Annotated in this window: 10 protein-coding genes, 1 tRNA gene and 1 pseudogene; 6 read left to right on the top strand and 6 right to left on the bottom strand. The window is 68.4% G+C overall.

What is annotated here, in order from left to right; genetic code table 11:
* Window positions 1-48 precede the first annotated feature (48 nt).
* Entirely contained in the window at window positions 49-1512 is a 1464-nt protein-coding gene (locus tag C3E87_RS13415; protein WP_143571051.1) for a hypothetical protein, read from the top strand.
* A 43-nt stretch (window positions 1513-1555) separates the two neighbouring features.
* Here the strand turns inward: C3E87_RS13415 and C3E87_RS13410 are convergent, their stop codons facing one another.
* From C3E87_RS13410 to manA, 3 genes are all read right to left on the bottom strand, one after another.
* Entirely contained in the window at window positions 1556-2164 is a 609-nt protein-coding gene (locus C3E87_RS13410) for a trans-aconitate 2-methyltransferase (RefSeq protein WP_076063784.1), read from the bottom strand.
* Between the two features lie 17 nt (window positions 2165-2181).
* Window positions 2182-2254, bottom strand: a tRNA-Thr gene (locus C3E87_RS13405).
* A 40-nt stretch (window positions 2255-2294) separates the two neighbouring features.
* The gene (gene manA / locus C3E87_RS13400; RefSeq protein WP_076063782.1) at window positions 2295-3473 is read right to left on the bottom strand and encodes a mannose-6-phosphate isomerase, class I; all 1179 of its coding nucleotides are present in this window, start codon (window positions 3471-3473) and stop codon (window positions 2295-2297) included.
* Between the two features lie 118 nt (window positions 3474-3591).
* Here manA and C3E87_RS13395 point away from each other — a divergent pair, with 118 nt between their 5' ends.
* A complete protein-coding gene (locus tag C3E87_RS13395) occupies window positions 3592-3867 on the top strand; it encodes a DUF3263 domain-containing protein (protein WP_076063780.1) in 276 nt (91 codons plus the stop codon).
* A 4-nt stretch (window positions 3868-3871) separates the two neighbouring features.
* On the opposite strand, the gene C3E87_RS13390 is transcribed toward C3E87_RS13395, so the two are convergent.
* Window positions 3872-4324 (bottom strand): hypothetical protein, encoded by a 453-nt coding sequence (locus C3E87_RS13390; protein ID WP_076063778.1) that lies wholly within the window; start codon window positions 4322-4324, stop codon window positions 3872-3874.
* A 207-nt stretch (window positions 4325-4531) separates the two neighbouring features.
* On the opposite strand from C3E87_RS13390, the gene groL reads away from it, so the two are divergent.
* Complete coding sequence (gene groL / locus C3E87_RS13385; protein ID WP_076063776.1) at window positions 4532-6157, top strand: chaperonin GroEL; 1626 nt, start codon at window positions 4532-4534, stop codon at window positions 6155-6157.
* Window positions 6158-6454: 297 nt separating this feature from the next.
* Complete coding sequence (pulA, locus tag C3E87_RS13380) at window positions 6455-12652, top strand: pullulanase-type alpha-1,6-glucosidase (protein ID WP_076063774.1); 6198 nt, start codon at window positions 6455-6457, stop codon at window positions 12650-12652.
* 62 nt (window positions 12653-12714) lie between these two features.
* Here pulA and C3E87_RS13375 read toward each other — a convergent pair whose 3' ends face one another.
* The gene (locus tag C3E87_RS13375) at window positions 12715-13245 is read right to left on the bottom strand and encodes a GNAT family N-acetyltransferase (RefSeq protein WP_076063772.1); all 531 of its coding nucleotides are present in this window, start codon (window positions 13243-13245) and stop codon (window positions 12715-12717) included.
* Between the two features lie 48 nt (window positions 13246-13293).
* Here C3E87_RS13375 and C3E87_RS13370 point away from each other — a divergent pair, with 48 nt between their 5' ends.
* Window positions 13294-14001 (top strand): copper homeostasis protein CutC, encoded by a 708-nt coding sequence (locus C3E87_RS13370; RefSeq protein WP_076063770.1) that lies wholly within the window; start codon window positions 13294-13296, stop codon window positions 13999-14001.
* Entirely contained in the window at window positions 13982-14503 is a 522-nt protein-coding gene (locus C3E87_RS13365) for an NUDIX hydrolase (RefSeq protein ID WP_076063768.1), read from the top strand. The genes C3E87_RS13370 and C3E87_RS13365 overlap by 20 nt, the downstream gene beginning before the upstream one ends.
* 5 nt (window positions 14504-14508) lie before the next feature.
* On the opposite strand, the pseudogene C3E87_RS13360 reads toward C3E87_RS13365, so the two are convergent.
* A pseudogene (locus tag C3E87_RS13360) lies at window positions 14509-15122 on the bottom strand (hypothetical protein); the annotation flags it as partial.

Genomic DNA, 15122 nt, shown 5'->3' with positions numbered 1-15122 from the left:
ATCTCGACCAGAACTACTGGCCGTGTTGGCACCCCTGGGGAGGTCATCATGCCAACACTTCACCGTGCCCTTGCGCTACTTGGCGCCTGTGCACTTTCATTGGCGGCGTTCGTCACGCCGGCCCAAGCAACAGACGTCCTTCCGTCGACCGTCAGCGGGAACCCGTCCTGCGAAGACCTCGGGTACGACTTCGGTTACAAGCCGGCGGGTGAGAACGTGCCCGGCACGTACACCGTAATGCCTGGCTTCACCATCACCTTCTCGGCCGACTCCGAACTCCACAGCATCGATTGGAGTAGCACCTACGGCCCGGCGGCCGTCCTGCTGAAGGCCGGCGTCATGACCAACGTCTACGAGTACGACGGAACCGTCACCTCCGACACCGGCCTACAGACGCCGACCAATACGGGCGGGAACCAGGCGGCGCTCAGCCACATCGAGTTCTGCTTCACCCTGGAGCCGGTTGTCACAAAGACCGCGGTGCCGAGCTTCGAGCGCGCCTATACGTGGACGATCGACAAGACCGTGGTTCCCACGTCGCTGACACTCGAGAAGGGCGCCACCGCGATGGTCGACTACACCGTGGTGCTGGCCAACAGCTCCGTCGATTCCGACTGGGCCGTCTCCGGCAGCGTGACCATCGTCAACCCCTGGCCCGTCGATGCGGACATCGTGTCCATCACGGACCACCTCGCTGACAACTCGGCGGTCACGCTGACGTGTCCGAGCGACACGGTGCTCGACGCGGGCGAAACCATCGTGTGTACCTATGATCACGCCCTTGCAGGGGCGGTCTCCGGGACCAACACAGCTGTTGTGGTCGTCGACTACGGCTTCGGCGACAAGACCGTCTCCGATGATGCGGCCTACACGTTCGGCGACCCCTCCACGGTCACCGACGAGTGCGTGGAAGTCACCGACTCACTCCAGGGTCTCCTCGACGACGAACTCTGTGATCCGTTCACGTTCATGTACCAGCGCCAGGTTGGCCCGTACAACGCGGCAGGCACGTATTACGTCGACAACACGGCCACGTTCGTGACCAACGACACCGGCACCACCGGCGACGACGACGCTCAGGTCGTCATCACGGTGCCGGAGGACTCGTCGGTGTGCACCTTGACGCTGGGTTACTGGAAGACCCACTCGCATTCCGGCCCGGCCGCGCACTACGACGACGGCTGGAGCAATGTCGGTGCGTTGGAGGAGAACACCATGTTCTACTCCTCCGGCCAGACCTGGCTCCAGGTGTTCAACACGCCCCCTGCCGGGAACGCGTACTACATCCTGGCGCAGCAATACATGGCCGCGTGGCTGAACGTGCATGACGGCGCGGACTCGACCGCTGCGGTCGATTCCGCACTCGCGCAGGCGGATACGCTGTTCTCGTCGTTGTCGGGCACGACGCTCACGAGGCAGCAGACCACGCTCGCCAAGCAGTTGGCGGGGACGCTGGCCAGCTACAACGAAGGTCTCATCGGGCCCGGGCACTGTGATGCCCCGCTCAGCTGATTGAGATCCCTGGAAGGGGCCGACCCCACGGTCGGCCCCTTTCTCACGCCTTGCCGCAGATGGCGACGATGAACGTGGAGTCCTCCGTGAAGGGGCGGAGGTCCCACGTCGAGAGCGGGATCTGGAGTTCGAGCCCGGCCTGCGCGCAGTCGGCGAGGAAGTCGCGGAAGTCGTAGCCGCGACCGGCGCCGAAGCCGATGACGGCCCGTCCATCCTCTGCCAGGTGGGCCGCGAAGCGGTGCAGCACGTCAACGCGAGTCGACGGGGCCAGGAAGCCCATCACGTTGCCGGCCGAGACGATCACGTCGAAGTTAGCCTCGATGCCCTGCGCCGGGAGGTCCATCTCCGCCAGGTCCCCGACGACCCACGTCGGCCCGGGGTGGTCCTGTTCGGCGGCCTCGATCAGCGCCGGGTCGACGTCGATCCCTACGACGGTGTGGCCCAGCTCGTGCAACCGGCCGCCCACCCGGCCGGGGCCGCAGCCCGCGTCGAGGATGCGGGAGCCGCGCTGCACCATGGCGTCGACGGTGCGGGCCTCGCCGTAGAGGTCGTTGCCCTGCGCCGCCATGGTGCGGAAGCGCTGGATGTAACGGCGGGAGTGATCAGGATCCGCTTGGATCATGCGCGTCCACTTGCTGGGCTCAGGGGTCATGCGCGTAATTGAATCAGAGCCTCCTGAGGGAGTCGAACCCTCGACCACTCGCTTACAAGGCGAGCGCTCTGGCCGCTGAGCTAAGGAGGCGTGGCGCCTATTGTGCCAAGACGGGGCGCGGAATTCCGAATCAGGCGCCCGAGGCGGCCACGAACATCTGGCCCTCACCGTGCACCGTGACGTACTCGTCCGCCGCGAGGAAGGCGCTGTCGCCCGATTCCAGGCGGAGGTCGCCGTGGTCGCCCTGGAGCACGAAGATCCCGGCCGTCACCAGCGCGATGCGCCCGCAGTCTGAGCGCGGCACCGCCAGGTGGGAGCCGTCGATGGGGGACACCAGCCACAGCTCGAACTCCGGGAAGGAGGTGGGATAGACGTAGATGCCGTCCGCGCCCTCGGCCACCAGGATGTTGGGGTGCTGGGTTTCGAAACGGACCACCTGCAGCAGGCCGTCGACGTCGATGTGTTTCTGGGTGAGGCCGCCGCGCATCACGTTGTCTGAACTGGCCATGATCTCCACCCCCACGCCTCGGAGATAGGCGTGCATGATGCCGGGCTCCAGCGCCACCGCCTCGCCGGGCTGCAGCGTGAAGCGGTTCATCAGGAGCGCGGCGAGGATGCCGGGATCACCGGGGAAGTGCTCGTCGAGTTCGACGGCGGTGCGGGCGAATTCGCCCAGCGCGCCCGGAGCCTCGAGGAGGTTCACGCCTGCCGCGAGCACCACATCGACGAGGTGCCGCCGCTCGTCGAGCGACAGGACGTCGAGGAAGACTTCCTGAAGAGCCGGGGCGGCTGCCCGGTCACGGAGGGGGCCGATGACAGAGGCCAACTCGTCCGCAACTCCCAGTGCCTCGAACAGGCCGGCCGTCTCATGGGGGTCGCGGAAGCCGAGGAGGCCCTCGAACGGGGTCAGGGCGACGATGGCCTCAGGCTTGGGCCAGTCGTCCTTGAAGGAGCGGATCGGCTCCGACGGATGCAGGCCCAGCAACGATTCGCGGGCATAGCCGACCTCCGCCTGCTCCCTCGACGGGTGCGCCTGCAGGCTCAGAGGGGACGACGCTGCGAGGATCTTGATGAGGTAGGGGAGTCTGTCACCGAACTCGGCGCGGGCGGCGGCGCCCACCACCTCCGGGTTCTCCTGGACGTGGGTGGCCAGCGCCACCCCGTCGTCGAGGAAGGCGTGGCCGCCCGGGTGGGTGCCCAGCCAGTACTCAGCCCAGGGCCGGTCGTCGGGCTCGCGGCGGAGGATACGCGGGATCGCCGTGTGGCTGCCCCAGGCGAAGTGCTGGACATGGCCGGTGAGTCGGCGCATCGGCGATCGGCTCCTAGAGACGTGGTGTGAGCGGGCACAGGTGACTCTACCTTCGGACTGGTACCAGTGTTGCCACAGATGAATGACACGGGTGTCGTTTGCAGCTAAACTGACGGGCATGTCCGAGGCCCTCACTGTGCACACGCCGGTCGACCTGACCGAACGCGAAGCCGCCATCCTCGACTTCGAGGACAGCTGGTTCACGTCTGCGGTGCCGAAGGAACAGGCGATCATGGAGAGCTTCTCCCTGTCGTCGGCGCGCTACTACCAGCAGCTCAACGCCCTCATCGACACCCCGCGCGCGCTGGCCTACCGGCCGCTGCTCGTGAAGCGCCTGCGCCGCATGCGCAGCCAGCGTCAGGCCGCGCGCTCGGCGCGCCGCCTCCACGCCTGATCCGTCACCGACGGAACCTCAGCGCTGCCAGGCCCTCACGCAGCGGGCGTTTGGTGCCCACGCGGTAGCCGCCCTTGAGCAGGTCCGCCTGTACCTCGAAGTGATTGGCCGTGGCCCTGTCCCCTGAGCGGAGCATGGACCAGGTCACCGCAATCACGTAGAGGGGAATGAAGGGCAGCCCCAGGCAGTAGGCGTACTGCCACGCATGCGCCTCCTCGTGGGCGAGCAGCTCCGGGAGCCGGGCCTCCACTTCGCCGACCGTCTTGCCGGGAACGAGCACGACGTCGCCCACCGTCATCGCGCTGGCATCGACCAGCGGCAGCTTCACCTGCTCGAACACGATGAGGTGGCCGTGACGGCGGGGCCGGCCACGGCCGACGAGGCCCAGGACCAGCCCCAGCGGCGTGGACAGATTGAGCGCGTTGGCGACGTTCCGGAGGATCCGCGGCGTGTCCATGGACTCACTCTAGTGAACCGATGCCCCAGAAGCTTTGCACTCCCTGGGGGAGAGTGCTAATAATGGGGTTAGCACTCTCACGTTTGAGTGCTACCGAACTGCGGTGAGGCCCGGAAGGGCCGTCCGTCGCGGGCACCAGCAGTTCAACCTGACATCTGAAGACACCCGGGGCTAGCCGCCCCATCGACGGGAGGACTCCCGAACACCATGGCAAAGCTGATTGAATTCAATGAGGCCGCACGACGCGGCCTTGAGCGCGGCATGAACACGCTTGCGGACGCCGTCAAGGTCACCCTCGGCCCCAAGGGCCGCAACGTCGTCCTGGAGAAGAAGTGGGGCGCCCCCACGATCACCAACGATGGCGTGTCCATCGCCAAGGAGATCGAGCTCGAGGATCCCTTCGAGCGTATCGGCGCCGAACTCGTCAAGGAGGTCGCCAAGAAGACCGACGACGTCGCCGGCGACGGCACCACCACCGCCACCGTGCTGGCACAGGCGATGGTCCGTGAGGGCCTGCGCAACGTGTCGGCCGGCGCGAACCCCGTTGGCCTGAAGAAGGGCATCGAGACCGCCGTCGCGGCGATCGTCGAGAAGCTCGGCGAACTCGCCATCGACGTTGAGACCAAGGAGCAGATCGCCGCCACCGCGTCGATCTCCGCCGCTGACCCCACCGTCGGCGAGATCATCGCCGAGGCGATGGACAAGGTTGGCAAGGAAGGCGTCATCACGGTCGAGGAGTCGAACACGTTCGGCCTCGACCTCGAAATGACCGAGGGCATGCGCTTCGACAAGGGCTACATCTCGCCCTACTTCGTCACGGACGCCGAGCGCATGGAAGCAACGCTGGATGACCCGTACATCCTGCTCGCCAACTCCAAGATCTCGTCGCTGAAGGACCTCCTGCCCGTGCTGGAGAAGGTCATGCAGTCCGGCAAGCCGCTGCTCGTCATCGCCGAGGACGTCGAGGGTGAGGCCCTGGCCGGCCTCATCGTCAACAAGATCCGCGGCACGTTCAAGTCGATCGCCGTCAAGGCGCCCGGTTTCGGCGACCGCCGCAAGGCCATGCTGACCGACATCGCCATCCTGACCGGCGCCCAGGTCGTCTCCGAGGAGGTCGGTCTGTCGCTCGACACCGTCTCCCTGGATCTCCTCGGCCAGGCGCGCTCCGTGCTCGTCACCAAGGACGAGTGCACCATCATCGAAGGCGCCGGCGACTCCGAGCAGATCGAAGGCCGCGTGGCCCAGATCCGTCGCGAGATCGAGAACTCGGATTCCGAGTACGACCGTGAGAAGCTCCAGGAGCGTCTCGCCAAGCTGGCCGGTGGCGTCGCCGTCATCAAGGTCGGCGCGGCCACCGAGGTCGAGCTGAAGGAGCGCAAGCACCGCATTGAGGACGCTGTCCGCAACGCGAAGGCTGCCGTCGAAGAGGGCATCGTCCCCGGTGGTGGCGTTGCGCTGCTGCAGGCCTCGAAGCTCGCTTCGGTTGAGGGCCTGACGGGCGACGAGGCCATCGGCGCCCAGATCGTGTTCGCCTCCGCTTCGGCTCCGCTGAAGCAGATCGCCTTCAACGCCGGCCTCGAGGGCGGCGTCGTGGCGGAGAAGGTCGGCTCGCTCCCCGCGGGCGAGGGCCTCAACGCCGCCACCGGCGAGTACCAGAACATGGTCGAGGCCGGCATCATCGACCCGGCCAAGGTCACCCGCTCGGCGCTGCAGAACGCTGCGTCGATCGCCGCGCTGTTCCTCACCACCGAGGCAGTCATCGCGGACAAGCCGGAGAAGGCCCCCGCGGGCGCTCCCGGCATGGACGAGATGGGCGGCATGGGCGGCTTCTGATCGCCTGAAGCCCAGAGGGCGGCCCCACTTCGGTGGGGCCGCCCTTCTGCGTGCCCGGGGCTGGACAGGGCACGCGGGGGAGGGATTTCCCAACCCTAGGGGTATTGAACTGCCTCGAGACTAATGCCATGATGGGCGGACTTGAACGATCAAACGTGCAATGACGAAGGAGTCACGATGTCGCGTTCAGCGTCTTCCCGATTGCTCTCGGGTCTCGCTCTCACAGCGCTGGTCTGTACATCAGGCGTTGTCACAGCAATTACACCGCCCGCCCCGGCGGTTGCCGCCACGACAGCCGTGACGCTGGTGGGCGATCTCCAATCAGAACTGGGCTGCGCAGGCGACTGGGCCCCCGAATGTGCCGTCACCGGCCTCACCGATGCCGACGGCGACGGCCTCTGGACGGGTGATTTCACCGTCCCCGCAGGCAACTACGAATTCAAGATCGCGATCAACAACGCGTGGGACGAGGCCTACGGCCCCGACGGCGGCAACTACCCGCTGCGCCTCGCCGCGGACACGGCGGTCACGGTGAGCTTCGAGGACGCCTCCAACAAGGTTTCCCTCGGCATCGCCAACCTGCCGGCCGGCTACCAGGAGTCCGACGCGGCGCTCGTCGCTGCGCCTTTCCGTGACCCGGGCGCCGGCAACAACTTCTACTTCGTCATGACGGACCGTTTCGAGAACGGCGACACCGGCAACGACGCCTGCATCGCCACCGGTCCCGCCGCCGACGGCGTGCTCCCCGTCGACTGCAGCGGCACCGACCCCCTGGTGACCGGCTTCGACCCCACCGACAAGGCGTTCTTCAACGGCGGCGACATCCAGGGCCTCCGCGACAGGCTGGATTACATCGACGGCCTCGGGATGAGCGCCATCTGGCTCACGCCGTCGTTCGTGAACCGTCCGGTGCAGGGCGTCGGCGCTGACGCGTCGGCCGGCTACCACGGGTACTGGATCACCGACTTCACCCAGATCGACCCGCACTTCGGCACCAACGCCGAACTGGACGCCTTCATCGACGAAGCGCACGCCCGGGGCATCAAGGTCTACTTCGACATCATCGCCAACCACACCGCCGACGTGATCCACTACGCCGGCCACGAGGGCACCAACCCGCCCTACGTCACTAAGGCGGCCAGCCCGTACAAGGACATCAACGGAGCGGAGTTCGACCCCGCCGCCTACGCACCGGGCACCGCGGCCATGCCGCTGATGCACCCCGACGAGCGCTCGTTCCCCTACGACCCGGAGATCCCGGCGGGCATGGAGGACGCGAAGTTCCCGGCGTGGCTCAACGACCCGACGCTTTACCACAACCGCGGTTTCGACCCCGCCTGGCCGGCCGGCGAACCCGCCCGCTACATGGACTTCGGCGACCTCGACGACCTCATGACCGAGAACCAGATCGTCGTCGACGGCATGACGGCCATCTACAAGGCCTGGACCGACCTCGGCATCGACGGCTTCCGCATCGACACGGCCAAGCACGTCGACTTCGTCTTCTGGCAGGAGTTCACCAAGTCCATCAAGGACCACGCCAAGGACGACTTCTTCATGTTCGGCGAGGTCTATGACGCCGACGCGCGCCTGCTGTCGCCGTACGTCCGCAACTCCGACATGAACTCGGTGCTGGATTTCGCCTACCAATCCAGCGCCCTGGGCTACGCGAAGGGCTTCACGGCACAGGGCCTGTCCGGCCTCTTCGCGGCCGACGACTACTACACGACGGCGACCTCGTCGTCGTCGAGCCTGCCCACCTTCCTCGGCAACCACGACATGGGCCGCGTCGGCTTCCTCCTGGGCGACTCCGCGGACCGCCAGCAGCGCGCCGAGCTGGCCCACGAACTGATGTTCCTGACGCGCGGCCAGCCGGTGGTCTATTACGGCGACGAGCAGGGCTTCGTCGGCGACGGAGGCGACAAGGACGCCCGCGAGTCGATGTTCGCCTCGCAGGTGCCCAGCTACCTCGACAACTCCCTGATCGACGGTTCGCCCGCCGGCAGTGGGGCCCACTTCGGTACCGACGGTGTGCTCTACGACGACATCGCCGGCCTGGCCGGCCTGCGCAGTGCGCACCCGGCGCTCTCCACCGGTGCGCAGACGGAGCTCTACGCCGAATCCGGCGCCGGCGTCTACGCCGCCGCCCGCGTCGACCGCACCGAGAAGGTCGAGTACCTCGTGGCCGTCAACAACGCCACGACGCCCCAGACCGTCGACTTCGCCACCCTGACGCCCGGCGCCACCTACGCGCCGCTCTACGGCGCCACCACGGGCGTGACCAACGTCGACGGCTCGGTCACCCTGACCGTTCCCGCGCTGAGCGCCGTCGTCTACAAGGCCGGTGCCCCGGTCGCGCCTGCTGGCGACGCCCAGCAGATCGCCGTCACCTCCGGCGCCCCCACCGACGGCCTGGTGCCGCTCATGGCGGACATCGCCGACGACCGCTGGGCGGAGACCTCCTTCGCCTACCGCGTGGCCGGCTCCAGCAGCTACACCCCGCTGGGCACCGCTGAGACCGACCAGCCGCGCGTCTTCGGCGACTTCGGTGCGCATCTTCCCGGCACCGTCCTCGAGGTGCGGGCGGTGAGCACCGACGCCAGCGGCGTGCGGGTCGCCGCCTCGACCACCGTCGTCGTCGGGACCGACCTGGGTGCGGCCGCCCCCGACGCCGGTGAGATCGACTGGTCCACCGCCGTGACCGTCCCCGGCAACCACAACGCAGCGATGGGCTGCTCCGGAGACTGGAAGCCGGACTGCGCGGAGGCGCTCCTCACGCTGGATCCGGTGAGCGGGCTCCACACGGGCACGTTCTCGCTGCCCGCCGGCAGCTACGAGTACAAGGTGGCGGTGGGCGGCTCCTGGGACGTCAACTACGGCGTGGGTGGCGTGCCCGGCGGGGGCAACTCGCTGTACACGCTGACCGAAGCCACCGAGGTGACGTTCTTCTACGACCCCGTGACGCACCTGTTCTTCAACACGGCCCAGAGCCCCGTCATCACCCTCCCCGGCAGCTTCAACGCCGCAGCGGGGTGCCCGGGTGACTGGCAGCCTGAGTGCCTCGCCACGCTCATGTTCCCGACGGGCGACGGCAACTACACCTGGTCCACCACCTCCCTTCCGGCCGCCACCTACGAGGTGAAGGTCGCCCACGGTCAGTCGTGGGCCGAGAACTACGGTGTCGGCGGCGTGCCCGGTGGAGGGAACTACTCGTTCACCACGGCGGCGAACAAGCTCGTGTCGTTCGCCTACAACATCGACAGCCACCTGCTCGAGATCACCGTCCAGGATCCGCCGCTGGCCGGCACCGATCAACTGCTCGGCCACTGGATCGACCAGCAGACCGTGGCCTGGCCGGCGACTGTCGCCGCTGATGACCCGGCCACCCGCACCTGGGAACTCTGGGCCGACGCGGACGGCGGGCTCGCGCTCGTCGACGGTGTCGTCACCAGCAGCACCGGGGCGCCCGCGGCAAAGCTCGGCGACCTCACCTACGACGCCACCGGTCTCACCGCGGCCCAGCTCGAGGTCCGCGGCCACCTGCGCGGCTTCCTCGCGCTGAAGCTCGACGCCGACCGCGCCGCCGTCGAGGAAGCCCTGAAGGGCGACCTCGCCGTCATCCAGCGCAACGCCGACGGGCTGCCCGAGGCGTTCACCGGGCTGCAGATCCCGGGCGTGCTCGACCACCTGTATGCGTCGGATGCGCGCGCCGGCGAGCTCGGCGTGACCTTCGCCGCAGGGGTGCCGTCGCTCAGCCTCTGGGCGCCGACGGCCACCGAAGTCGACCTGCTCCTCTTCGCCGACTCCACCGGCTCGGGCGAGCCCACCCGCGTGCCGATGGTCGAGCAGGCCGACGGCACCTGGACGCTCACCGGCGAGGCCGGCTGGAAGAACCGTGCGTACCAGTTCGACGTGGGCGTCTTCGTCCCGTCGCTGGACCGCATCGAGCGCAACGTGGTCACGGATCCGTACTCCATCGGCCTCACCCTCAACTCCACCCACTCGGTGCTCGTCGACCTCGACGACCCGGCCTGGGCGCCGGAGATCTGGACGGGCAACGAGGCGCCGGTGATCGACCAGTTCGTCGACCGCACCATCTACGAGCTGCACATCCGCGACTTCTCCATCACGGACGAAACCGTCCCCGAGGAACTGCGCGGCACCTACGAGGCGTTCGCGCTGGAGGACAGCGACGGCGTGGCCGCCCTCACCGAACTGGCCGAGGCCGGCATGAACACCGTCCACCTCCTGCCCAGCTTCGACATCGCCACGATCGAGGAGGACCGCACCCAGCAGGTGGAGCCGGTCGTCCCCGACGCCGGCCCGGCCTCGACGGAGCAGCAGGCCGCGGTGACCGCCGTGGCAGACCAGGACGCGTTCAACTGGGGCTACGACCCGTTCCACTACTCGACGCCGGAGGGCTCCTACGCCTCCGACGCGAACCAGATCGGCGGGAAGCGGACCTCCGCCTTCCGCGAGATGGTGGGGGGCCTGCACGGCATGGGCCTCCAGGTCGTGCTGGACGAGGTCTACAACCACACCGCGCAATCCGGGCAGGCCGACAAGTCGGTGCTCGACCAGGTCGTGCCGGGGTATTACCACCGCCTCAGCCTGACCGGCAGCGTCGAGAAGTCCACCTGCTGTGAGAACGTGGCAACCGAACACGCCATGGCCGAGCAGTTGATGGTCGACTCCGTGGTCACGTGGGCCCGCGACTACCACGTCGACGGTTTCCGCTTCGACCTCATGGGCCACCACTCCCGCGCCAACATGGAGGCCGTCCGCGCGGCTCTCGATGAACTCACCGTCCAAGCCGACGGTGTCGACGGCAGCAGCATGTACCTCTACGGCGAGGGCTGGGACTTCGGCGAGGTGGCGGGCAACGCCCGCTTCCACCAGGCCACGCAGGGCCAGTTGGACGGCACCGGCATCGGGGCGTTCAACGACCGGCTGCGCGACGCCGTCCACGGCGGCGGGCCCTTCGACGAGAACAAGTCCGAGTTCCAGGGCTTCGGCACCGGCCTCTTCACAGACCCGAACGGTGTGAGTTCCCGGAGCGCCGACGAGCAGCAGGCGGACCTGCGGCACCGCCAGGACCTCATCCGCCTCGGCATGGCCGGCAACCTGGCCGACTTCTCGTTCGAGACGTCGGCGGGCACCGTCCAGAAGGGCAGCGAACTGGATTACAACGGCCAGCCGGCCGGCTACGCCACGCAGCCGTCCGAGTCGGTCAACTACGTCGACGCGCACGACAACGAGACGCTGTTCGACCTGGGCGTGTGGAAGTTGCCCACCGATTCGACGATGGACACGCGGGTGCGGATGAACACGCTCTCGTTGGCCACCGTCGCGCTCGGGCAGTCGCCGTCGTTCTGGCACGCCGGCACCGATCTGCTGCGCTCGAAGTCCATGGACCGCGACTCCTACAACTCCGGCGACCACTTCAACGCGCTCGACTGGTCCATGCAGTCGAACAACTTCGGCGTGGGCCTGCCTCCAGAGGAGAAGAACGGTGCGAAGTGGAACGCGATGCGCCCGCTCCTGGAGGACCCGGCCAACACGCCGTCTCCTGAGGACATCGCCACCTCGCGCGCCCGTGCGCTCGAGCTGCTGAAGTTGCGCTCCACCTACCCGCTGCTCACGCTGGGCACGGCTGAGGACATCGCGCGGAAGGTCACGTTCCCCAACGCGGGCGCCGACCAGACGCCGGGCCTCATCCTCATGCGCATCGACGACACCGTCGGCACGGACGTCGACGGTGCGGTGGACGGCCTCCTCGTGGCGTTCAACGCCACCCCGGAGGCCATCACGGAACAGGTCGACGGCATGGCCGGCCTGGAACTGGCGCTCTCGCCCGTCCTCACCGACGGGCCCGACGCCGACGCCACGCTGGGCACCACCGCCTGGACCTCCTCCACCGGCACGCTGACGATCCCGGCCCGGTCCGTCGTCGTCCTCGTGCAGGACCAGGAGCAGGCACCCACCACCCCGCCGACGAAGCCCACCCCGCCGGTGTCGGCGCCGCCCACCACGAAGCCCCCGACGACGCCTCCCGGCCCGCCGGCCTTCGTGCGCAGCGCTCCGTACACCCTGCCGGGGCTGCACAAGGGCCTCAACGGGCGCGACTGGAACACCACCTGCGAGAAGTACTCGCAGACAGAACGGTGCCGCACGGAGATCTGGGCCACCGTCGTGGTGATCCAGGACGGGAAGTTCGTGCGGAAGACCGGATGGGCGTTCAACAACCTGACCTACCTGCCGTACATGACCCGGCAGCAGTGGCAGGGCAACCCGCTGGCGGTCACCAACGGGTGGACGGCGACGGACGGCCGCAGGTGGCGCACCGAGTGCGACACCGCCCAGACGGGCGGGAACGGCTGCCGGTCCTACGCCGAGGTGACCGTCTACACGGCGGTCGAGGCCGAGAAGGGCGGCGGTTGGGTCTTCAGCCAGAACAACGAATGGGTGTTCAACAACATCGTGATGTTCCGCTGATCCCCGGATAAGCGCTGACGCCGGTCGAGCACTGCTCGGCCGGCGTCACTGCATTGTGGGGTTCAGCGCGACATGCTGCGCAGCATGCGGTGCATCGCGACCCCGCCCCAGCTGGGGCCGGCCATGAACTGCTCGTCCAGGTCTGAGAAGCCCCGCCGTGCGTAGAAGCGCCTGGCGCGCTCGTTGCCGTTGATGAGCCACAGGTACATGGGGCGGCCGTCGTCCACGTTGCTGAACAGGGCGTCGGCCAGCCCCGTGCCGTGGAAATCAGCGGAGACGTACAACCTGTCGAGCTGGCGGGTGGCGGGGGAGGGCAGGAGGTCGTTCTCCACCTCCCAGCTGGCCGGCGCATCCGTGATCGACGCGATGCCGACGATCTGACCGTCCACCCTGGCGACGAGGGCGCGAGCGGAACCGGGGTTGGCGAAACGCGCCTCCAGGCCGGGCACCCACTCGTCGCGGTAGGCGCGCTGGCGCTCGGCGAAATCGGTCGGCACGGTCCCGGCGTAGGTCGCCTCCTGCTGCGCGACGAGGAAATCGAACCAGCCCTCAGCGTCGTCGGGTGTGGGCGTGGTCAACACGGGTACGGGCACGTGCTCATGTTATCGCTAACACGGGCGCAAACCTGGCAAGCTGTGAACATGAGCCTGCTGGAGGTCATCGCACTGCACGCCGCCGACGCCGAGCGCGCCGAAGCCGGCGGCGCAGACCGCGTGGAACTGGTCGGCACCATGGACGACGACGGACTCTCCCCAGAGCCCCGCATGGTCGACAAGGTGCGCCGCGCCACCACCATCCATCTCCGCCCGATGGTGCGCCTGAGGCCGGGCTTCGGCACAGACGGGGGCGAGGTCACCCGGCTCAAGGGGCTCATCTCCGCCTACCGCGACGCCGGCGCCGACGGGGTGGTGCTCGGCTTCCTGAACGGCGCGAACCGGGTGGACCGCGAGGTGGTCTCGGAGCTCGTCGGCGACGGCTCACTGCCCTGGACCTTCCACCGCGCCATCGACCACTGCCTCGACGCGGCCAAGGCCTGGCAGGACGTGCGCACGCTGCCGGGGCTCACGCACGTGCTGACGGCCGGTTCCGTGCGCGGCGTCGAGCAGGGACTGGACGACCTCATCCGCCGCGCGAAGGCGGACGAGGAGGTGGCCCGCCTCATCATGGCCGGCGGCGGCCTCAAGCCGGAACACGTGCCGTGGCTGGTCCGGGCGGGCGTGCGCGCCTTCCACATCGGGTCACCGGCGCGCCCGGGCGGCTCCTTCAAGGCCTACATCGACACCGAACTGGTGGAGAGCTGGCGCGACCTCATCGACACCGAGGTGGCGCATGTCCGCAGGCCCCACTGAGCGCCGCGTCAAGCGCCGCCGTGGCGCCCGGGTGATCGTGCTGTCGTCTCCGGAAGGGGCGCAGCCGCAGGTGCTCCTCCAGGGCGACACGGATCCGGGCATTCCGGGTTCCCGTTTCTGGCAGACCCCGGGCGGCGGCATCGACGACGGTGAGTCGCCCCCCCAGGCGGCCGCGCGCGAGTTGTACGAGGAGACCGGGCTCACCGTCGACCCAGAGGCATTGGGACGGCCAGTCGCCACCCGCACCGTCACCCATGGCTATTCAGACCGCGTCCTCATCCAGCACGAGACCTACTACCGGCTGCACGTGCCACGGTTCGATCCGGTGCACGCGGCCCTGAGCGAGGCCGAGGCGAAGCGGCGCGTCGAAACGCGGTGGTTCCCGCTCGACGCGCTGCCCGCCGACGTCTGGCCCGCGGAACTGCCTCTGCTTGCGGCCCACGACGGCGAGGCGCTCGACCTCGGCGAGATCGAGGAATCCACGGTGCCGGCCCGAAGCTGAAGGGCTCAACGCCCCCTGAGCGAATACAGCATGAAGCCGATGCTGCACCCCAGCGCGATGAAGCCCCACAGCGTGGTGAACAGGGGCGACGGCTGCCCGGCGAGGTACCACTGCACCAGCAGCCCGGATGCACCGACGCTGGTGGCGACGTAGCCCAGCGCCTTCGTGAGCGGCTTGGTGCGCAGCCCGATGACTCCGGCGGCCAGCAGCATGAACGCGGAGGTGTTGCTGACGAGGAACCCGACGAAGCAGAGCACGGAGGCGACCCTGGCCAGCGCCCGGTGGCTGTCAGTGACCGGCACGGGGGTACCAACCGTCTGCGGGAGCACCACCGACGGCGGGGGAGCCCACGGACCGGTGGGTACAGAGGGGACTGTGGGCGGCGGGTAGGCGGACGCCGGCCCAGGCGGGTCGAGCGGCTGCCCGGTGGGAGGCGGGGGTGCCGTGTCGAGCGGGGACTGAGTCGTCGGGAAGGGCGTGAGCGGGTTGCGCGGGCCTGCCGGGGCGCCGCCCGGATCTGCCGTCAGGAGCGACGTGTACACCGTGAAGGCATCCCTCGGGTCGCGCATGCTCGAGGGGCGGTCGCCGATGAGGTTGAGCGGCTGCTGCGGGGGGAGCG

The sequence above is a fragment of the Tessaracoccus sp. ZS01 genome, from assembly GCF_022342445.1.
Taxonomy (GTDB): domain Bacteria; phylum Actinomycetota; class Actinomycetes; order Propionibacteriales; family Propionibacteriaceae; genus Arachnia.
Note: the sequence above shows the minus strand (reverse complement) of the source record. Positions and strands in the feature narration are given on the sequence as shown.